The 23,283-nt window shown below is 44.5% G+C and carries 11 protein-coding genes; 2 read left to right on the top strand and 9 right to left on the bottom strand.

Translation table 11 applies throughout. The features are described from left to right. The first annotated feature begins 411 nt into the window (after positions 1 to 411). Positions 412 to 2,397 carry a GEVED domain-containing protein gene (locus JK628_RS15060; RefSeq protein ID WP_202285435.1) on the top strand — a complete coding sequence of 662 codons (1,986 nt, stop codon included), beginning with the start codon at positions 412 to 414 and terminating at the stop codon, positions 2,395 to 2,397. A gap of 759 nt (positions 2,398 to 3,156) precedes the next feature. Then, a complete protein-coding gene (locus JK628_RS15055) occupies positions 3,157 to 6,015 on the top strand; it encodes a TonB-dependent receptor plug domain-containing protein (RefSeq protein WP_202285434.1) in 2,859 nt (952 codons plus the stop codon). Positions 6,016 to 6,543: 528 nt separating this feature from the next. On the opposite strand, the gene JK628_RS15050 is transcribed toward JK628_RS15055, so the two are convergent. The 9 genes from JK628_RS15050 to JK628_RS15010 form a co-directional block, all read right to left on the bottom strand. Then, positions 6,544 to 7,155 carry a uracil-DNA glycosylase family protein gene (locus JK628_RS15050; RefSeq protein ID WP_202285433.1) on the bottom strand — a complete coding sequence of 204 codons (612 nt, stop codon included), beginning with the start codon at positions 7,153 to 7,155 and terminating at the stop codon, positions 6,544 to 6,546. Between the two features lie 27 nt (positions 7,156 to 7,182). Next, positions 7,183 to 7,758: a hypothetical protein gene (locus JK628_RS15045; RefSeq protein WP_202285432.1), complete on the bottom strand. Its 576-nt coding sequence runs from the start codon at positions 7,756 to 7,758 to the stop codon at positions 7,183 to 7,185. A 166-nt stretch (positions 7,759 to 7,924) separates the two neighbouring features. Further along, positions 7,925 to 10,024 (bottom strand): MtrB/PioB family decaheme-associated outer membrane protein, encoded by a 2,100-nt coding sequence (locus JK628_RS15040; RefSeq protein WP_202285431.1) that lies wholly within the window; start codon positions 10,022 to 10,024, stop codon positions 7,925 to 7,927. 13 nt (positions 10,025 to 10,037) lie between these two features. Beyond that, complete coding sequence (locus JK628_RS15035) at positions 10,038 to 11,027, bottom strand: DmsE family decaheme c-type cytochrome (protein WP_202285430.1); 990 nt, start codon at positions 11,025 to 11,027, stop codon at positions 10,038 to 10,040. A 105-nt stretch (positions 11,028 to 11,132) separates the two neighbouring features. Beyond that, entirely contained in the window at positions 11,133 to 13,214 is a 2,082-nt protein-coding gene (locus JK628_RS15030; RefSeq protein ID WP_202285429.1) for an OmcA/MtrC family decaheme c-type cytochrome, read from the bottom strand. A 356-nt stretch (positions 13,215 to 13,570) separates the two neighbouring features. Next, a complete protein-coding gene (locus JK628_RS15025; protein ID WP_202285428.1) occupies positions 13,571 to 15,841 on the bottom strand; it encodes an OmcA/MtrC family decaheme c-type cytochrome in 2,271 nt (756 codons plus the stop codon). A 479-nt stretch (positions 15,842 to 16,320) separates the two neighbouring features. Then, a complete protein-coding gene (locus tag JK628_RS15020; protein WP_202285427.1) occupies positions 16,321 to 18,606 on the bottom strand; it encodes a multiheme c-type cytochrome in 2,286 nt (761 codons plus the stop codon). A gap of 513 nt (positions 18,607 to 19,119) precedes the next feature. Further along, positions 19,120 to 21,276: an OmcA/MtrC family decaheme c-type cytochrome gene (locus JK628_RS15015; RefSeq protein WP_202285426.1), complete on the bottom strand. Its 2,157-nt coding sequence runs from the start codon at positions 21,274 to 21,276 to the stop codon at positions 19,120 to 19,122. A 73-nt stretch (positions 21,277 to 21,349) separates the two neighbouring features. Then, positions 21,350 to 23,263 carry an OmcA/MtrC family decaheme c-type cytochrome gene (locus JK628_RS15010; RefSeq protein WP_202285425.1) on the bottom strand — a complete coding sequence of 638 codons (1,914 nt, stop codon included), beginning with the start codon at positions 23,261 to 23,263 and terminating at the stop codon, positions 21,350 to 21,352. Between the last annotated feature and the right edge of the window lie 20 nt (positions 23,264 to 23,283).

Below are 23,283 nucleotides of genomic sequence, written 5' to 3'. Positions count from 1 at the left end.
GTCAGTTTAGCGGCTTGTTTGGGCTATTGAATCATCTGCATCGATAATCATTTATCATCTAAATCAATATTTGTAATCTCTCGCTGCCAGTCACGGAACCGTAATGATACCGTAACAATCTGTTTTCATGTGCTTTAAATTTAATAAGCTAATTTTCCCCATCCATGCCTCTCCATTCTCCTCTGTTGTTGGCTGTATCTAGCTATGTCTAGAATCGTACTGCTTATCTTTCGCACTATCATGCCGCTGCTGTATGTGAAGTGACACTGATGGGCATTACAACAATAACAAGCCCACTAATAATCAATAGGGCTAATGGACAATTTTGTCTTTCAACATGGAAATCAAGTTATGTTACTAAACAATAGAGTTAAAAAATCGGCAAGGCACAAGAGGACGCTTAGGTACAAAATGTTTTCGTCCACGACGATATTAATGGCAGGGTTAGCGAGTAATTTGGCCTTTGCTACTTGTGTTTTATCACCTGATAATCGTTATGAATTTATCGACAGTATCAGTATTGATGGCATTGAGGTTACGGATGGCACTGAGATTAACAGCGGCGATGTTGTTCAGTTGAGCCCAGGTTATGCCAGCTATCGCTATGGTGAATATTGGAGTGTTTGGCTTGACCTAAATGCTGACGGTGACTTTGATGATGCAAACGAGTTGTTAATTCGAACAACTAATACATCGACAGAAGCAGTGTTAGCCACGATAGTCCTCGCTGATGATGTGTCGATTGAAAACACGCAACTACGTGTGTTGGTTCATTCTGATCCTGCAACAGATGATTCATGTGGTTACGACAGTTATGGTGATGTAAACGATTATAGTGTCAGCATTAATCGCGCCGCAGGTGACGGTGATGGCAATAATGATTACGCATTGGTCACTCAGCCTCGTGGTGGCTCAAATGAACATATAGCTAATATCGAACTTTCAGGTGTGAGTTTTGCATCAGGCAATGACAGCGGTTATGAAGATTACTCCAGCACCAAGACTTTCGATATAGTTGATGGAGACTCAGTTCAGTTAATCCCAATGACCGATTGGGATACTGACTGGGCTATCTGGATAGATGGTGACAGTAATGGCCAGTTTGACAGTGATGAACAAGTTTTCTCCGGTTCAGGCCTGGGTGATGCCATCGTTAGTGGCACCTTAGATCTTAGTGGCATAGCAGCCGGTAAAAAGCGAATGCGTATAGCGATGAGTGGTGACGGCTCCGCCACTGCAAATGGTTTTAGATTTGGTGAAATAGAAGACTACAGTGTCAATATTCAAGGTGAAGAAGATGATGATGAAGAGAAGCTATACGGTGCTCATGTTCAATGGGAGCATGACTCGGTTACGGTAAAAATCTTTAGATTCGAGTTTACCGATGTTGACCTTACTTGGTCGGTAAGTCGCCTAGAATCGGAAATGGAAGAGATTGTCGATTACTTTGAGCAAGCGTCCTATGGACGTTTCGAAGTTAATTACCAGATCTACGATGAGGTTATTCAAGTCGGCGATAAAGTGTCGGTGTGGGACAACAAAAGTGCCAATGACTGGAAGGCTTACTATGCCGAAAAGCTGATTTCGTTAGGTGAAGAAGATTATTGGGACATTGACGATAATACCATCTACCTCATTTTAGCACCTGAAATTTCTGATTGGAATGACGAGCGAGAAGAGTGGGTTCCATACGGGATCAAAGCTGGCGTGAACCCTGGCGCAATACGCCTTTATGATACAGGCGACGAGCGCTCTCAAGCGGGCGGTGTTGCCCATGAGATGTGCCATGCCATGGGGCTGCATCATGCTCAAGGCCTAGACGGTCAAGACACTGTCTTTGGTGTGGGTGACTATGAAAAAGAGATGATTGGCTATGGCAATGCCTTTAGCCTGATGGGCAATAATGCCTGGGGCTTCGGTAGTCTTAATCTGTACTACAAAAACTTCTTCCAAAGTTGGGGAATAGAAGCCGAAGTACCACTTATCTCACAAACTGGGACCTATAGAATTTATGCATTCGATCAAGGCTCTATTAAAGGTGATTTGGGGATAAGGCTGACTGCAGGCAATAGTGATGTAACCTACTGGGTCGAATACAGAACCGGAGATGATGCTAATACTCAAGGGGTTCTCATTAATACTCAAGGGTACTTCCCAGATGAGGATGCAAGGTCATACTACTATGGCACTTCATTTTTACTGGATATGACACCCAATACCAAACCTGACGATCTAAACGATGACTTTGATGATTTTGAAGATTTTGAAGACGGTTCACTGGTTATTGGTAAGAGCTACACTGATAAGTGGGGCGCCTTTACTATTACACCAAAAGCAACTGGAGGCACCATAGGTACGGCAGGAGCTTGGATTGAAGTCGAAGTAGAAATGCACTAAAACTTATCTATTTTATATGTTCTAGTTGTCATCTTATAGCGGGGCGACTTTCCAAGAAAGCCAGTAGTGATTAGCTACTGGCTTTTTGTTTGCCAATCAAATGTGCCGGGCAACTAATTTGTTACTCTTAATCGTGGGAGCAGCCATTTTGCACACTCATCTGTCACCATAGGTGCAGACCAATCAGGGCCATGAGGAATTGCAGTTCAATAGGACTAACTAATGGGTTTGCTGCTAACCACTTGCCCTGTACCTCGTTCGCCATTTTAAGTCGTTTAGCTAAGCGAGTTAACACTGCCAGTAAAACAGCTATTTCCCCAATAGTAACCGCGTCGTGCCATTACTAATGACAGCAGCTCAGCAGCTGTTCCATTGCTATGTCATGCGTTGTTGAGTCTAGTGACGGCCCTTACTAGCAGCTATGTAGACCACAGCAATAATCTTTAATCATTATTTGTCATCTCCCTTAATCATCTCACTCAATATTCATCATATCCATCTTTTGCTTGATCGAGTGTGAATGCTAATTTCCTTTTATATACAGTGTCTTACTTTGTAGTAGTGTTGTGTTTTTAAACTGACGTCTGCTATTTGTTATCGATTTGCTAAGGAGTTTTTATAATGTATAAAATCGGTTCTGCTAACTGAGGTGGTGAGCAGTCATTCAGGGTTATTTGAGTGAGTCTATGTTCAACCTCATCTAGTAGTAACTAGGTGCTAACAATAAGAAAAGAGTATTTTATTCTCGAGGGAGAGATTATGAAAACAGTGAAGTTAAAGCCATTATTTGTGGCCATTATGTCTGGTTTTTTGGCGCAAAATGCGGTTGCGGAAGAGATTCGAGTAGATGATGGCGCTAATGTTGGGGAATACGAAAGAATCGTTGTCACCGGCTCTCGTTTAGCAAGAGCTGGCGCTGACACGACTGCGCCAGTTACAGTGGTTACCGCTGAAGAACTCGCCATTACAGGCAGTATGAACTTGAATGAAATGTTAGCCACCTTGCCACAATTTCAAGGGATTGAAGCATCGACAAATGCCTATAATCCTGCAAACGCCGGGTTAAGCACTGTTGAGTTAAGAGATTTAGGCGCAATTCGAACCTTGGTATTGCTTGATGGTCACCGCCCAACCCAAACACTGAACAGTAGTGATTTACTTGTTACTGATCTAAACAACATTCCAGCTTCACTGGTTGACCGAGTCGAGATCTTAACCGGCGGTGCATCCGCGGTCTATGGCTCCGATGCAATTGCAGGGGTAGTGAACATCATTCTTAAAAAGGATTATGAAGGTGTAGAGCTCAAAGCTTATGGTTCAACGACCGAACAGGGAGATGGTGAACAAACCGGTATAACTTTGACGACAGGCCTGTCTTTTGATGATAGTAAAGGTAACTTTGTAGCCAGTTTCGATTATTCAAAAGAGAATGAGATCCGTTATTCAGACCGTCCAGGCACACGTTCTGAGACTGGGTATTACACCAATAAGCTTGACCCTGATGCTGAAAAGGCAGGTATACCTAACCTCATCACTCTGAATAACATTGGCTGGGTCGATTACAACATTCCTATAGACAGACCGACAATTTGGTTACCAGATGCTGATTATAGCTACTATCAGTTTGGTCGACAGGATGATGGAAGCTTAACGCCAGGTTACTTGTCCGCTACAGATGAAGAGTTATACGGCTACTATCGACAATCAAAAGTGACCAACCCCTACATGTACTCGAGTGTCGGTCCTGTACAATTTGTGGTGCCTGATGAAAAGTACAGCGCTTTTGTAAGTGCTAGCTACGATTTTGACAACAGCATACGCCTCTCTGGTAACGTGCAATACAGTAAGGTTAAGGCTAAACAAACTATTGACCCCGAATTTATGTATTCTTCTTGGCTAGATACAGAAAATGCAGCGTTCACCGTGCCTCAACAGGTGTTGGATGTGGTCGCAGAGCATAATGATGGCAGTAGTTGGATTAAAGTCCCATACACATTCCAACAGATTGGTAACCGAATCAAAGAGAATGAGCGTGAGTATCTTTCAGCCTCACTAACCCTTGAGGGTGACATTTCTGACGATTGGTATTGGGATACATACGTCTCTAGTGGTACAACGAGTAAGGATTCAACCTCTTTCAATAACATTAATACCTCGCGTATATATACAACCGATAGCGGTCAATTTCGATACGAGATCGTAGGTGTATGTGAAGAGACAAATAGTTGCCCAGAGTTCAACCCTTTCATGCCGCTATCGGATGAGCTGCAAGATTACTTGCGCCTAGACCCATTTACCGACACCACCAGCAGTTTTCAGCACACAGCCTCTGCCAATGTTAATGGTACAGTATTTGAGCTGCCAGCAGGCCCACTACAAGTCGGCTTTGGTGCTGAGTTCAGGCAAGAGGGCTTTAAAGTTGAACCTTCAGATATAATGCTATCAGGGGTAAACCGAGGTAACACCATCGCGCCGCAAGATGTCGACCGTAACATTACCGAAGGTTATGTTGAGCTTAACATCCCGGTTATTGCTGACGTTGCCTTTGCCGAGTCGGTTGATATTGAAGCGGCACTTCGTATGGCAAATTACTCGCACTCAGGTACTAATGATAGCTGGAAGTTTGGCGTGAACTGGGCGATAAACGATGAAGTTCGTGTACGCAGTGTATATGCCAAAGCGGTTAGAGCACCACAATTGACGGAGCTATTTGCTCCAGAATCGAGAAAAAAATTCAAATTTGATGACCCATGTGATGTGGATGAGATCCAGCAAGGTGATGATCCTGCACTTCGCGCTGCAAACTGCCAAGCGTTAGGCGTCCCAGCTGACTTTGAATCTGAGATGCGGATAACTGGAGAGGTAGCGGGCTCTACAAAGGGCAACGAAGACCTAACCCCTGAACTTGCTTATACACTAACAGCAGGTTTGGTTTACAACTCTTCGTTGCTTGATAACCTAGTCGTGTCGCTAGATTACTTTGATATTGAAATTGAAGATGTGATTACTAAAGTTGGTGCCGAAACTACGGTAGAGCGTTGTGTAGATTCAACGACGATCAATAATCCATTCTGCAGCCAAGTGACGCGCAAAGCCGATGGCAATATTAGCTATGTTAACAACACTTATGTCAACAACGCCAATATGAAGCGTAAAGGTATCGACTTTCAAGCTAACTACGATTGGGACCTCGATGGTGGTGCCAATATCGACTTAACGCTATATGGTACTTACGCTATCCACAGTAGCTTCAAGGACGCTGACGATTCAGAGGCCCATAATTATGTCGGTGTAAGAGGAGTCCCTGAGTGGAAATCTTCATTTATAACCAGTTACGCAAATGAAGATTTTAAGGCAACATGGCAAGTCAATTATGTTTCAAGCACAAAGTATAGCCGTACAGCTACACAGGAGACCCATGACAACCCTATTATGCCATCTTCAATCCTACATAACACACGTTTGTCATACGACTTCACCGACTCTGTTCGGGCTTATATGGGAGTAACCAACGTATTCGATCAGGATTGGATAGGAACTGTAGGTGCCAGTACAGGTAGTACGACCTACCCGATCCGTGGTCGCGGTTATAACGCAGGAATTAATATTCAGTTTTAATTCGTTATAAACAATAGAGTGGCGTGTTTTACGTCACTCTATTTTTTAACGCATTAATATTCGTTTATTGATGAGTCCCATAGCAATTCGACCGCCTACTTATAGGAGAATCCGAATAATCCACAAGAATATATCCAAATTGAAAATAGAGATAAATAAGGGGTTGATGCTTACTCGCCGGAGCAAGAAAGTGATGGTGGCGCAGATGAGCACAGCACTGAGCAAGATTGGGACACTGAGTTTGCAGGCGAAAGTCAGGGTTATAACAGCCATAGCTTTAGCTATGTCAGCATAGTAGCAAGTTTTGATGATAGTGGTGCAGTGCCAGATGATCCCGAGATTGTGACCAGATTTAATGTCAACGCTGTCAGTCGCAGTTAAGTTATTTAAATGGAGTGATTGGTTTAATTTCCCTTGCCATTCTTTTCCTTACCTCCTCAAGTTCGATACTCGGCTTGAGGTTTTTTTATAAGCGTTTTTTAGAATCGTGTTTTCTATGTTCGTTAAAGTCAGCGTTTTCGGAAGCCTTTAGTCCACTTTAGTGTTGGTAATTTCTGCAACACGTTGTTGTAATATGGGAATGACTTGCTGTTCAAACTCTGGGTGCCGCTTTAGCCAGATGTTATTTCTTGGGCTAGGGTGGGGCATCACCAGCGTATTTGGCCACAAAGTCTGCCACTGCGCTACGGCTTGGGTGACAGTTAATTTACGTTGCAGATGCCATGCAATCGCATACTGGCCTACTATCAGGGTTAATTCAATGCTTTGTAGCTCATCGAGTATTGATTGACGCCATTTATCCGCGCATTCAGGGCGTGGCGGTTTATCACCACTTTTTTTGTCTGCAGTTGAATAGCTCCCCGGAAAGCAAAAGCCCATCGGTAGAATAGCGAACAGATTTGGATCATAAAATTGTTCGCGGGTAACACCTAGCCAAAGCCTGAGACGTTCGCCACTGGCATCGTCAAATGGATGCCCTTTGTGGTGTGTCTTTTGTCCTGGAGCTTGTCCAGCAATTAATATTTTTGCATTGCTAGAGAGTTGCACAATAGGCTTAGGTGCAAGCGGTAAATGCGCTGCACAAAGTTGGCATTGGCTAACTTTGTGCAGTAGTAGTTCAAATTGTTCTGGTTTGGGCATGGTCAGCGGCGGATCTAAAATTGACGGCTAGCTATGCAGTGCAATTTGATAAGCCCAGAATCCTAAATAGCCGTATCCTGCAATAAGTGTAGCGTAACTCAATAGTTTGACACCAATACTACTACGGCTCATTGCAGCTATATGCGCAATCGCAATCGCAAATATTGTCAGCGGCGCAGCGTAATAGGCGACAATCATCATTAGCAAAGCGACAATAGCTAAAATTAACGGCGTTTTTTCAGTGGGTGCCTTGGCATGATGGCTAAGTTGTATTGGCAGCAAGCTCAACGCAATGCTGATGATGATCACACCAATATTAAGTGAAATAGCGCCTGCACCCTGGATGTACATCACCGCAACGACAAAGGTGATGCCTGCGGGTAACAGTGAGATAATCGCATGCATCTTGGCAAAACGTTTACTTTGGTATTTGCCTGTGAAATAGAACAGGCCTGTTAGTAACAGATTAAACAAGCAAAAGCCGCCTAGAGATATCGCCAACATCAAAATATTGGTGGTGTCGGATTGAAAAGCCAACGCTGGCATGGGCGAGAATAGAGATAAGCAGAGCAAAGATTTTACAGAAGAGCGGATACGGTTCATCGAGTGTCACAATATATGAGAGATGGCTTACCTTGGCTTAAAGTGCGATTAACTTCAAGATGAAAGCTGACTATTTAATGATAGTTAGATCTTTATCAGTCTATTCCTCTGTTATTAGTAGATAAAAAAACCCGCAATAAGCGGGTTTTTTTGGAAATGTTTACAATTATAAACGGTAGCTCATGCTAAGCATGATGAGGTGCGCATTATAGTCATGGCTGTTGCTGCCAAAACTTAACACGTTCCAGATCCCGTCAGGGGCAATGTCATTGCCAGCATCGTTATCTTTGTAGTTTTCCATCTTGTAGTCTATACGGACATCCATTTTGTCTGTTGCACGGTATAAAGCGTAAACATTAATGTTATGGACTTTGGCATAGTAGTCACCGTAATCACCCGTAATACCTTGGGTAACTTGGGTGGTGCTACTCGAATCTGAATAAGTGTAATCAACACCTAAACGTAGTTTCTTTTCCATTAGATTGTTATAGCTATAACCTGCGCCAACCACATCGACTTGATCTTCTACTACGCCATACCAGTTAGGCGCTGAGAAGTTGGTGCTACCCGCTTGATCTGAATCGATGTTTTGACGGTTGTAAAACGCTGTCAATGTCATGTCTTCAGTCAGCAAATAGCTGACACTGGCATCGTAACTTAAATCTTTCGATTCAGTTAGACCAATCTGTGTGTCGTTGTAATCGTCGAGGGCATAACGTGCACCAAAGTCGATGGTGAGCGCATCAGTTGGGCTGTGTGTAACACGAGCTTCAACTTGAGTACGTTTTCTATCGGCTAGGTTGTACTTACGTAACAAGTCGTTTGACTCACTTGAAGTCCATTCTGATGCTTGATACTCAGAACCATCACGCTCGCCATAACTACCTTTAACCCACATATCCCACTTATCAAATGCGCTGACTCGGTACTTCGCCCATACAGTGCTTTCTTCAGTGGTCTCGCGGTCTTGGTAGCTACGCTCGTCTTTACGGTAATCAAAGCCACCTTCAAGTCTATGGCCACGTGCCAGACGATAGTCTGCACCTAACTTAGCTTTATTAGTGGTGATATCGTAAGGCGTGTTGTAAGCCGCTTGACCAGTTGTTGAGTCGATGCTGATCTGCGTCCACTCTTCAATATTGGTTTTGTTGTCACGGTCGTTATAATCGTAGCTGGCTTTTAAACGCAGTTGACGATTAATACGTGACACAACCTTAAGCGTCACGCCTGTGGTTTCAACTTTGCCATCGAGCGATTCAGCAGGCATTTGATAGCCATAGCCTGAGGTGCTGTAGTCTTGGTCTTGCGTCATTTGACCATAATGAACACGGCCATTCATGATGGTTTTACCTGCCACATATTGGCCCATTAACGACACTGTGTGTGCTTCGTTATCTGGGTCAAGAGACATGTAACCCGTTGTTTGTGCACCAAACGTTGGGCTAAAGGCATTGTCATAAGACAGTTCGCTGTACTCGTTCTTAAAGATTGAGCCGTTATAATTTAGCGCTGTAAACCAATTATCACCACCAATACGAACACCAGCTTCAAGCGTATCTGTTGTGTAATCAACAGGTTCAGCTATCATCATCGACTGATTAGAGAAGCTGCCAGAGGCTTGCTTAACACCGGTTTTGTCTTCACGCATGTAATTGATGTAGGTGCTCCATAAAGACTCACCTTGGTATTCAAGACCTAATCCAGCTCTTTTACGCTTTAGCGATAGCTCAAGCGGATTAAGGCTTGAGTTTAAGTTGGTCATGTCTGTCGTGCTACCAGCATGAACCCAGTCACTAGCGAGAGTCAGGTTATCACTGCCTACTCCCTGATAAGGGCTCATGGCACTATCAGTTTTATAAGTCGCAATTTGGCGATAATTTAGGTTTAGATTATATTGACCCGCTTTGCCGACATTGATATCAGCTCTGCTATTTTCCATGCCTAAGTTGTCAGCTTCAATAGAGGCTTGGTAACCGCTTTTACCTGAATATTTTAGGTCGGCATCAATTTTAGCTGCAAACTCATCTTCAGCGGCAAACGCATTTGCTGAATGAATATCGTCGCTGTCGTTGTAACCAACACCTACACCGATGCTGCCGCTGTAACCTGTTTCTACAGTACAACGCTTACAAGCCCATTTTTCGAACTTAACTTTGTCGGTATTCGCATTTTGTACGCCGTAACCGTCTGCTAATGCAACACCGGGTGCAATGCTACCCGCACTTGCAAGCAGGGCGAGCGTGACCAAATTTAATTTGAATTTCATCTTCTCGTCTCCGTTAGCGCTGGAACAGCTTGCCAGATGGATGGTTTGAACCATGGATCTGGTTATGACAGTTTAGACAGCTACGACCGCCGGTAAAGGCATTGTCGCCGACACTTGAACCTTGTCCGGTATTGCCCATGTAAGCATTGCTCGCATGGCCATCGCTAGCATGACATTGTTGACATAGTTGCGGAGCACGAGTTTTTAGCATGCTTTCATTTACGCTGCCGTGAGGGTTGTGACAAGAGACACAATTCTCAGTGACGGGTGCATGCTCCCACAATTTTGGGCCACGTTTCTCTGCGTGGCAGGAGTAACAGGTATCGTTAACGCTAGGCTTAACAAGATCTGAGTCGCTCATTGTTCCGTGTGGGTTATGACAATCGCTACACACCATTTGTGCCCATTTCATTGGGTGGCTCGAGCGCTTGTTCATGTCAGCTTTTTGCTTGGTATGACAACTAGTACACACTTCCAACTCAGTATTTTTTGATAACACTGGATCTTTGGCGGCATGAATTGAGTGACAAGAGGCACAAGCAATATCTGCATTGTCATGGTGTCCACCATTCCAATCCATACGCTTGTCATCTTTATGACAGCTCATACAAACACTGTTTTGCTTTTCAGCAATTAAGGTAGAGTCTGGACCAAAGGCGATCATCGGCTCGTTGCCGCCACGATTATGTTTACCCATTGGGCCATGACAGGCTTCACATTGAAGGCCAGCCATTGGGCTCTTGCTTGAGTCGACAGAACCGTGAACACCGTTAAAGATGTCCATCACTTTTTCGGATTTACGGTGACACATAAGGCAAGAGTCTGCGCCTTTAGGCGAGTATTTACCTTCGGCAAATTTCTTGTCGAGTGTCGCTTCTACTTCATCAGGGCTCATCTTAGCATCCCACTTTGACGCGATTGCTGTGTTAGCAAAGCCAAGTGAAAGTACTGCCGATGCTAATAGCGCTGGAAGTAAGGTTTTTAGTTTGTTGGTGATCTTCATAATCGATTTCCTAAATTTGCACAAATTTTGTGAAAGTGGGGGAGAGGACTCCCCCCTTTTTTCAACACTCTTAATGACTTAAGTCATTAAAAAGAGCTGCGCAAATTACATCTTAACCGCTGTGTGATCTTCGGCGGTTGGCGCATGGCAGTAGAAACACGTTTCTAGTTGAGCGGCGTCATTAGCAACATCTTTATCAACATTGAAGAGAGCACCTTGACCAGCTGCATGGGTCATTGTGCTTTCTGCGGTGTGACAAGACGTACACGTTGCTGCAATAGGTGTCGTGTACAAGCTCTTCTGACTAGGTGTGTAAGCGTCCACTACTTTAGTTGCAAACGCACTTTTCACTTTAAAGGCTTCAAGATTAAGACCAGTGTGGCATTGAGTACAGTCATTGATGACTTGTTGTGCTCCATGAACCACGTGGAGTTTCATCTCTAGTGCACCTTTGTTTGTGCCGCCAGCATATGTGCCATCTGGAGTATGACAAGCCACACATCCATCGACACCAATAATAGGCTGGTCGTTAGCATCTGTTGCATGAGAAAGCTGCTCAGACATGACGAAGCCTGGGTGATGTGTGCCCTTGTGCACTTGGAACTCTGCGCTGTGACATGTAGAACAAGCGCTGAAGTTAACCGAGTCAACGTGACGCATGCTTGCCGCATCGCCAGATAAAGTTGCGAAAGTAAGATCAGCCTTCATACCAGTGTATAAAGCATCAATGAGGTAAGGATTCCCTTTGCTATCTAGCTTGACCTCTCCTTTATCATCAAGTACATAGTTACCTTCTTTGTAGACTGTGTCACAATTTACAAACGCACCATCTTCAGAGCAAAGAGATAAACCGGTAAAGGTGAATGCTGTATCTGCATCGGCGCCTGCAGTAACATCTGCTGGAAACGGGAGTACAGCAGTTGTGTAGCTAATATTACCGTCTTCGGTAATCGTCGCTGCAGCATTAAGCTCACCGTTTAACACTAGGTTTAGGCTATCGTGACCGTTGTAACCGCCTTGCACATTGTTTGGACCGACAGTCGTGGTCGCTTCAACGCGCTGGATTTGAGGTACTAAAGTAGATGCATTAACCGCTTGTCCATTAGCATCAACCAGTGATACGGTGACTGTAGCTGTCAAATTTTGGTTAACAACAAGCGTGGTATTCATGCCATAAGTGTCAATCAATGCTTTAGTGGCGCCGAAGCTGCCAGTGTGTAGCTCTTCTGTCCAGCTGGCATTATGACAAGCAACACAGTTTGAGTTGTCAGCCTGTTGAGAGTGGCCTTTGCCCGCGACGAAATCGATGTTTACATGACAACTAGTACAGGTTTCCATGGTAGGAATACGTGACCAGTTGCCCCACTCTGTTAACTCACCGCTGTCAGCTTCTGGCTCAACGTGGCAAGACTTACAGTTGTTTTGAATTAGGTGCTCAGCAGCCTCGCCGGTATATTCTTTACCGTATTTATCTTCGAATGTCTTCGCGGTGTTATGAATATTGTGGATGAGGTGGTTCCACTGAGATTCACCATACTTAGAGGTGTGACAAGTGGCACAGGTCTCTTGAGTGTAATAATCACTGTGACGAGTAGTGAGGGGCTCACCTTCTGCGTGACAGTTAGTACAGGTTTCGTGAGACACGATGTTCTTGGTGTATTTAGCCTCAAAACCTTGGCCATCAAAGTCAGCAACGATTTCGCGACGTGGAACGCTAGTTACACCGTCGGCAAGTGTTGAACCTTCGCCACCCGCGTGTACATTAAAACGCTGGGTCATATCAGCGTTGTATTCTTCAAGTTCAAAAGTGAATGTATATGAACCATCTTTATTATCGGTATATTTATCCGCGCCTTTGAGTCTAGCTGTACGTGTCCACTGTGCGCTGTTACCTGCACCGGTAGCACCTTGAGGTGTTAACTGGGCTGCAGTTAGAGTGAGATCTTGTAGACCTATGATAGGTAGGTCTTCTTCGTTAGTGGCGAATACGTTAACGGTTGGTTGACCGTTGTCGTAAGTCACATCAGTCACTTTTAAGTTTAGCGTGTTGATGTAATCTGCAGCCGGTCCACCAGGGTTGCCTGGGTTACCGTCAGTACCATCGTCACCACCACAGCCGGTTAGGGCCATTGATACAGCGCTTGCTGCTAGAAGCAGCGCAATTTTAGATTTTTTTACGTTCATCATTTTTTCCCTGCATAGGTTTGGCACTGTCTTAAACGTGTGGCCCGATTAAGTAGACCGACTGTAATTTTTTAATTGCCGTTTAAGTCAATGCTGGAAATAAGATTCCCCAATGAAAGGCTAACGTAATGCAGGGCTAAAATCAGCAGGGTAGGTGCTAATGTGTGACACGGATCTTTCTATTTCTAAAGAGGTATTAGCGAGGGCTGATAAACATGAATACAGATCAAAAAAAGTGGCCTAAATAGACGAAATATGTAACAAAGTTAGTCTTTATTAGCTGAGAATCACTCTCATTAAAAAAGGGAGGCTAAGCCTCCCTTTTAAGTGGTATATCAGTTTACTTTTTCACGTTCAAACTAGTAGCTGCTGCCCCAGTTTGAGTGAGCTTCAAGAAGTTGTTCGTCGTTGTGACAAGTAGAACAAGTTTCTTGAACTTTCTTCGCATCATAATCAGTTTGTGTAAGACCATAACTGGTTATGACTTGGCCATCAGACAAAGTACTAGAGTTAAATGCAACTGCACCACCCATACCATTAATGTGAGAGATAGTGCTATCACTTAAACCATAAGGCTTTTGATGACAGCTCACACAAGCAGCGGCCTGAGGCGAGACAAAAGTTTTTTCGCCAAATTTAGCGACGATCTTACCTGCGTAGTTTAGCTCTTCACCAGTAACCACTTTACCAAAGGCGACTGGAGCTGCATCAACGTTAATCTTACCGATAGAGTATCCATCTTCACCGTGACAAGACTGACACTCTGTCTTCTTGAAGAACAGTTTGTCAGCGCTATTGTACAAGTAATGCTTGCTATGGACGATATAAGCTAGATTCGATGACCCCGTTCCTTTCTTATCGCGGGTGCCGTTATGGCACGATGCACAACCATCAACATCATTGGTGTATCTATGAACAATGGAGGTGGTGTGACATTGCTGACAGGCCGTCATTTCTGCGTGTTGTGCACGTGGGCTTTCTGTAACCGCTGTGCCATCTTGCTTGAAGAAGAAGGTATCAGAGACTAAGTAAGGAGCTTCTTGGCCGTCAAGAAGATCAGTTGCTTCGGTACCATCGCCCTTAGAAGGAGTGCCGTCACTGTTCTCGCCAGGAGTGTATGTACACTCTGCACGAATTCCCTTGCCGTCATAACAAACGTGTAGCTGACTGCTAAGAGTAATCGTTGCATTGGCAGTGATGATAGGCTCAATGTTAAAATCATCAGCTGTGATTACAGCTGTAATAGTACCATCGGTGTTACCGATCAACTTATCCCATCCGACTTTTTGATAATTGACCAAGAAGTCATCAGTCAGTACACCGTTTACAACGATTGCGCTGTTGTAACCGCCATATTTGTACGGGCGTTTGTCGATTTGGTTAAATGGCACTAATTCTTCGCCATCTTTAACACTAAGGTTGGCAGTGATAGTGCTATCTGCATAGGTCATGCTGTTGAAAACAACTTTTAGCTCAGCAGCTTGTGCATTGTTATTTTCTGCATAGTGACCACGTTCTGCAGCTCGATAACCATCAGGATCGTTGTGGCAAGAGACACAGTTTTGCTTGCTGTCATCAATCTTATTGCTGTCAGAGTTCCAGTGCCAGCTTGGTACCGCGTATTCGCTGTTATGGCAGCTCATGCAGGTTGCTGTATCTAGATCTGCTTTCCACGCATCAGCCATAGTGACATTTTCATCTGGCTGGTGACACGTTTGGCAGTTAGATGCCATTTGTGGATAGATCCCGTCTTCCGCATAGAAAGAGTGACTATGGATGTCGTGTGCCATAGCTTTGATTGAACCATCAAATTGGTATGGTTCACCGACAGCATTGCCATCTTCATCTTTATCTTGCTTCATATAGATGTTGTAATCGGTATGACAGAAGGTACAAGATTCAAGGGTGACGTGTTTGTCACCGTGCATTGATAGTGCGCCATCTTGACCTGGACGGTGACAAGATTGGCAAGTTTCATTTGCGATTACGGCTTTCGGCTTTTCTTGAGCTGTGTCAGAACTAGGCTGCCAGTAGAAGAAACTATTGTTAACAAGAATTGAACCAGTATCATTAGCTGATTTTACACTTAAGTAAATACCGTTAGTTACTTCTGCATCAAATGCATACTTGTCTAAAGTATCAATTGCTTTGTTTAATGTTAGAGCGTAACTACCATCACCATTGTCGGTTAAGCAGTCTTCACAACTTGCACCTTTGAAGTAAGAAGAGCCTGTGAAGTCTCCTTCACGTAAGGTCTTTTCTTTATTAAAGTAGCTTAACCAGATCTCACGTGGCGAACCTTCAATGTCGGTGCCGGCAACTTCATCTTCAGTTCCCATACGACCAAACGAGAGTGCACCGATATCAGTTTGCTGCATGCCAAAGACTGCGGCACCGTTAGCATCAGCTAAGTTGAAGTTAACCGTTAAGAAACCGTCTTCGCTTACGCTAGCTGAAGTGATATCTGCTTGTACTTGTGAAACTGAACCGATAGGTGTGCCTACTGGACCAGGCTTACCATCTTCGCCATTTTTACCATCATCGCCACTACAACCAGAAACGGCTAGTGAAAGCACGCCTGCTGATAGTAGCGCTTTTGAAGTCGCGCTTAAGTTGAAAAATTTCATCATTTTTTTGTCCCTGCAATAGTTTTTTAATCATCACTAAAAGAGATGTAAATTGAGAAGTAATCTCATTAACCCACAATTAGTGTGCGGAATTTTATTTCCACCTCTAAGGCTAACGAAGCGGGAGCTTTTTAGCAGTTGTTTTAGCCGCTTTATGTGATTAAGGTCTGACTATTTCTTTAGGGGTATAGAGAAAAGTGTGTTTTTAGGACTATTTTAATTATCGATTAAGAAATTATCCGAGAATAACTGCGATATGTGGCTAATTTGTTGCGTATAAGGGGGGTTGTCGTTCTTTAATAAGTGGCTGTGTTAATGACTTAAATTTGTTTTGCATCTTAAGCACGTTTGTAAATCTATTTCACTGAAGTTTGAACATAAAAAAAGCGGGAAGGTAAACTTCCCGCTTTGGTAACTAAGCCTCAATTGACTAACAAAAAAGTAGTAGTCATAGTCGGTTAAAGTCGGCTATTGAAGAGCATCTAGTTTAGCTTGTGGTTTTCTGCTACTTTTTCAGCACTGTGGCAGGTGAGGCATGTCTCGTTGGCCATTTGTGCATTTTCAAATGTATCTGCAACTACGCCACCCATATTCTCGATGTGTGATTTTGCAGAATCAGCTTGTGAGCTGTCTTGGTAGCTATCTGACACGTGACATGAAGCACATACACCCGCTTGCGGGCTAGAGAAAGTCTCGTCTTTACGGTTCCAACGCATTGGCGTTGAGCGCGCATTCTCTAAGCTGTAATTACCATCATCATGACAAGCTGTACAAGTTTTAGTATCAACTAAAGACTGCACATCTTCACGACCATGTGCTTTACCAAAAGTACCGTGAACACGGACGATCATGCTGTTGTAATCACCCGCTTCATGGCACTGTGCACAAGTATGAAGGTCGGCATTGCGATAGTGTGGAGCGCCTTTTCGAACAACCATGTCGTTGTTATGACAACTTGCACAGTTGTCATAATTTACGGCACTGGCACGTTCAGCGCCTTCAGAGCCGTCTAACTTTAAGAACTCAGTTTTCGCAGCATTAGCACTTAAGATACCAGAACAGCTACCTTCTGAATCAAGTTCAAGCAGTGTTGACTCTTTATTCTTGAAACAAGCGCTAAAACTCGCTGACAGGGCAAGATCTGCACCGTTCACAATTGCATCTGCTAAGGCGGGTAGTGTATAGCTTGTTCCTGTTGCATCAACGATTACGGCAAAGCTGCCATCAGCATTTGCTGTTACGTCCGCGCTCGGACGTGATGCAAGGAAAGCATCTGGGTTACTAGAGTCAACAGCGTTGGCATAGACGGATAATCTAGGAACATGATTACTACCGACGACTTCGTCACCCATCATTAAGTTGACTGTGAAGCTCAGCTCTGAAGTCTCAGCATCCCAGCCAATATTGCTGTATTGAGTTTCAATGAGCTTACCCGCTTCAATTGCAGATTCACGGCTGTCTTTGTCGTGTCCGGCAAAGTGACGGAAGGCGCCGCCGCGAGTGTTACCATCGTTTGATGTATGGCAATCAACACAACCTACATATGAAATACCCGTGTCGTCAGCTGTGGTTCGTCCGCCATAGTGGTAGTCACCATGACAAGATTGACAGCTATCAGCATCCATATCTTTAAACCAATCCAGCGCGTGAACTGTCACACCTTCTGGCAATGTCTCTTCTGTTTCGGTGTATTGCACGTGACAGCTTTCACAACTGGCAGTAGCAGCAGGGTAGTTAAGAGGTTTTAGTGGATTACCTTCGTCATCAACTTGAGATGCTCGGTCATATTTATAGCCAAAAACAGGGTTTTTAGCAGCGTTAGCGATAACGGTGCCAAATTTAGCTACATCGCGGCGGTCAGCTTCAGTTGCGCCAGTATGAATGGCGTGAACAAGTCCTTTAATTGAACCATCGATGGTAAAGTTGACTTCATTACCCTCTTCATCACTGCCAGTTCCAGCATATTGGGTGTAGTCAGTGTGGCAGAAAAGACAACCATCAGCGGTGTTACCATAATTGCCATGACGGATATGATCTTGACCAACATGACAGCTGGTACATGTTTGGCTCTCTAATACTGATTTAGGAGAGCTGACAGGGCGTTCTGTAGCAGGTTCCCAGTAATAAGCTTCAACATTTTTAACTTTGTTCGCGCCAGCGCCATAAGTCATCAAGTAAATGCCTTGGACTTGTGTGGCATCATAGCCGTAATCTAAACTTTGCGTGTTAATCACCTCTGGAGCCGTAATTCGATACTTACCTGCACCAAGGTATTCTAAGCACTGCTTGTCATCTGGGCAGTTACGATTTGGACGCCAGTTGTCGGTGCCAGTGACTAAATCATCTTTTGATTTATTGCGGTATGACAACCAAATTTCACGCTCGCCATCACCACGAGAGTCTACAGTGACACTATTACCGTCTGAATCGATAACATCGTAAGGAAGAAATGCTTCAGCGCGGGTTCCCATACGGCCGAAACTAAGGCGTAAAGGATCAGTTAACTCTTCCAATCCAGTGACGGCGACGCCGTTAAGGTTGGTTAGGTTGAACTCTACCGTAAGCGTGCCGCTTGCATCGTCATAACTTGCTAAGTCAACGTTAGTTTTTACTGCTGTAACACTATCAATATGTACGGCGATCTCGCCGTTGTTACCATCTTCACCATCTTTACCATCGCTGCCACAACCAACAAGCGCAAAAGATAGTGCCCCAATGCCGATTGCTGATTTAACAGCGGTTGCCAATTTATATCGATTTATCATCATTTTATTCCCTGCATAGGTTTTATCTGCTGTGAGGTTTTTTACCTCTTAAGCATGAGGAACTTCCTCAACAGGATCTTACCCAAAAGAGGTAGTTATCAATAAAATACATATGGCAAATGTGACGCGAGTCTGCCTAATGATTTACGCAGCCATTTAGTTGTTAAAGTGCTTATGAAACAGCCGCTTAATATTGTTTGTGTTTGAGTATTAAGATTGAGTTAAGTTAACTGGGTCTTTTCTTAAAGTAGGCTTAAAGTTAGCGGTATTATCATCGTTTAATTTGATTTAGATCATGATTATTGTGCCGGCGTTGATAAACAGCAACACGATAACCTAACAAGTCTTTGGTGGTTTGTGGTTCTTTTGTGTGCAAGGTGTTGCGTGTGAGTTGCAGTTTGCGGAGGGTGAAAGGTCAAGCTCAGAATAGAACAGATTTTATTTTTATTCTGACTAACTTAAAAGAGATAAAAAGCGGCGTATGTACGCCGCTTTATTAAGTGAAGATCTTAGTTTTTACCACTCTACGGGATGAACTGAGTCTACTCCATTCGTTTTACCTTCTGCGTGACAAGTTGCGCAAGATTCACTTCCTGGTACATAAGTGCCACGAGTATCGTTTGCAGCACCGCCATTGGCGCGTATATGCGCGACTAATGAATCCGTCGACCCATGACAACTTATGCAAGTTGACGCAATGGGAGAAAACTCAACCATACCTAACACTGCATCCGTAGATGGTGTTGCTACCATCGCACCGAGTCCATCCATTTTTAGCTGGCCTTTATCATGGCACACTGCGCAGTTACCATAATGCTCTGGGAAGGTGATTGGATCTTGAGTTGAACGCTTATTAGCATGATGCGCATGGATACGAACTTTAAAGTCAATATGGTCTTGAATCGACTTAGAGTCAGCACCTGAACGTGTCGGGTTATGACACATCTGACATTCACCTTCAAAATTACTGTAACTGCCTCCGTGTTTGAAATCGATGCCAAATTTACCAATGAACTTTTCGTCATGACAGTTGGCACAGGTTTCGTTACTCACGACAAGCCTTCTCGCCATAACACTGTCATCGCCATTTAGGTTGAATGGGACAAGCTCACCAGTGATCACTGCTGGATTGTTAGACTCATCGTTGCCTGTACCACAAGCAACTCCCATCAGGCTATCTCGGTCGACACACATTTTGGTTGAAATGACGCCGGTCGCCGCTTGGCTTGTATCGGCCATTATCGTGGTTGCGGTTGTGTATCGATAAATACCGTCACTCACCGCTACTGGTGTTAGTGCAGTTAGAGCCACTTTTTGTGTTCCGGAGCCAAAATCAATGTCATTACCAAAGCCAAAATAGATAGCGCTTAATGAGATACGTTCATCAGCGTCAGGACTCATCACAGGTGTACTTAATGAAGTGTCAGTAAACTGCACATCAAAAGTAATCATGTCTGTTGCAATTGACACTGATCCGGGCACTAGGCTTGCTGAGTAGCTATCTTTAGCATTATCTTTCGCTACAGCATCAGTCATATGGTGCGCCGCTCCTTGCTCGCCTTTTTCTGCGTGACAGGTGCTGCAATCTGTGGTGTCGATATACTTGTCGTGCATATCTGTTTTAATTTGCGCCGGGTCAGTTGAGTCTGAGTGACACGAACCACAAGCTAATGCACGATGATGTTTAAAGTTAAACGCGTCGGCGGGGCTCGTTTCTCCCTCTTGGTGACAAGCACGACAATCATACATATCGGCAGGGAAGGTCACTTCAGAATAATCGTGAATGCTGCCACCATAGCCCACCATAAAGTATTCGCTTCTATGGATCTTATGCACCATATAGCCCATATCGATTGGCGAACCAGTTTCAGGATCGCCGGCATAGCTGGTGTGACACATTTGGCAATTGGCAATATCGAAACGTCTGCCACCGTGGAATAACAGTTTTGGCGCCCAAGGATGGTCATAATCATCGCTATGACAGCGTAAACATGATTGCTCGAGAAACTCTACCGTGCGAGTTGCGTCTGCTGCGACCATTTCACCTGACGAGGGCAAAAAGTCGAAATGTGCATTAACCAGTTTATCTGCACTGCCATCAGCTCTTAGTTCCATGGTGATGCGGTGCGTTAGGCTGTCATCAAATGTGAGATCGAGCCCTTCAAGTTCAGGGACTTCACTTAAGTTAAGCTCAAAGGTGTAGCGGTACATGCCGCTGCTCAGGTTCTCTATACATGCCTGTGCACAGCTAGATTCAAGCCCTGGTTGAAATTGTGTGCCAGCCTTGTCCTCATACCCAGGTGGAACGTTGGCTGCAACCGGGTCAACTGCACTATTAATGTAGTTGACCCATTGAGGTGTTTTATAACCTTTACCTTCTGTTGGTAATAATTTGGCCACCCCCATACCGATCCAGTCTACAGCTTGATAAGTATCTAAATCAGTTATTGCTACGCCATTGGCATTTTCTAGTGAGAACTCTACCGCAACCACACCTTCTGTCACAGAGGCCGATGAGATGGACGCTTTTAGATCATTGGCTTGAGCAATCGAAAAACCAACTTCACCGTCTTTTCCATCTTCTCCATCATTACCGTCGCTGCAGCCAAACAACAAGGTGGCGCTTGCGAGAGCAATCAAACTGAGTCTTGAGCTTTTAGTTTTGATATCCATAATTTTGCGTTCCATTATTTCTCATCACTAAACGATTAAAGCCCAACAACTTACGTTGTTAGGCTTATGATTATTATTTTATTGGGTGAACCGCTAATACATCGACTGAGGCGCCTTGGCCATGGCAAGTTGCGCAGCTTTCAGTACCTGATGTTGCATCCGCTTCACTGCCATTGAAAACGCCACCTTGTTGGGTCATATGACCTTTAGATGTGTCACTGGTATGGCAAGCGCTACAAATGGCGGATGTTGGGCTGGTAAAGCTGCCATCATCAAATGCTAACGGCTGCACAGCACTATCAAGTGGCAACGCTGCAGTAAGTACACCAGCATCATCTTGAGTGTGGCACTGAGCACAATTACCGATATTGCCTGGGTAGGTAATATCAGGATAGCTTTCACGTGAACCCGCATGCAGCGTATGGACTAAGTGTTTATAATCTGCCGTTGATGCTGCAGGATTGTCTGCACTTGTCTCTGCTTGCATATTGCGGTTGTGACAAACTTGGCACTGGCCTTCAAGGTCGTTACGTGAACCATGGTAGTTCAGCTGCTGGTCGCCGTGACAGCTGCCACAGGTTTCGTTAGTGACCACGACTCGGCGTCCAGTATCACTAAGTGTTGAGGCATTAAAGAACTGATGGCTGGATTTAAGATTGGTGGTGTTATCGGTGTCAGTACAGCTTGCCAGCATGTCGTCATTGCTGCACAGCTTGCCTTGAATCGCAAGTGTGCCTTTATCTGCTGCTAGCTCACTAGGGACTGTTAGTCCGCTGATTTGGTAAGTAAATAGTCCATCACTACCTGAGATTGGCACTGTTTCTTGTAGTTTGATTGAACGGGCACTGCGAGTGGTATAATCGACACTGACTCCCCAGTTAGCATAAATCCGCAGGTCATTAACAAAGTTAAGTTCGTTAGCACTTTCTGTATAAATCTCATTAGTCGCAGGATTAGAAAGTCTTACCGTCAATTCAACCGTTGTGCCGTTAAGCATTGCACTGACAATCTCTACATTAAACTGACCAAGAACGGCATCGGTATCGGCTTGGCTATGGGCACTCATGGTCCATTCTGAATTATGGCAGGCGACACAGTTACTATTGTCCTGCTGAGTTGGGTGGCCTTGACCTGCTGGGAAGTCAATATTGGTATGGCAACTGCCGCAAGCCTCCATTGTGGGGACGCGAGCCCAGTTCATGTTTTCGGTTAATGCTTCATTTGCCGCGTGGCACGTTTGACAGTCAGCCAATGAGCCTGGAAACCCCGTTAAATGCTTGCTGTGCACCATTGGCGCAAAAACATTGTCTGGATTACTGACTTTATCGGTATTGTGGCAAGTTACGCAGGTTTCAACTTCGTTGTATTTGCTACCATGAAAAGCCAAGTCATTGTGACAGCTGTTACAGGTCTCCATTTCGATGAGATTACGGGTATAAACTGGCTCGCTACCTTTATCTTGCCAGTCATGATGCTGGTTGGTTATAGGTAATGCCGTACCATCAGGTAAAGCATCGCCGCCCACTTTGATAACGACACGTTGGGTTGCACCCGGCATAAATTCAATATCATTCATGCCATCAAAAGCACCACTAAAGGTGTAGCTATATTGGCCATTTTTATGGTCGACAAGTTCACCATCACATACGTCAGAGCAAGATTCTGAGGTGAAATATTGCCACTGGCTGGCATTGCCTGCATTGGTATAGCCCATAGGTAATAACTGGGCGGCAATATAAGTGGCTGACGGAATGCCGACAACAGGCTCATCTTGTTCATTCGTAATGCGGTAGTTAATGGTTGCAGTTCCAGCGTCGAATGCAACGTCTTTGACTGCAATGTTCAGCTCAACTATTTCTGTTGCTGGTGGCCCGCCGGGCTCCCCGGGATTGCCAGGACTGCCATCATCGCCGCCGCAACCCGCTAATATGGCGATGAGACCAAGAGGAATACTTTTATGAAGTCTTGATTGGGTGATCAGTTTCATTTTTCTTTCCTTGAAATCAT

Origin of the sequence: Shewanella sp. KX20019, from assembly GCF_016757755.1 — a bacterium.
Lineage (GTDB): Bacteria > Pseudomonadota > Gammaproteobacteria > Enterobacterales > Shewanellaceae > Shewanella.
Note: the sequence above shows the minus strand (reverse complement) of the source record. Positions and strands in the feature narration are given on the sequence as shown.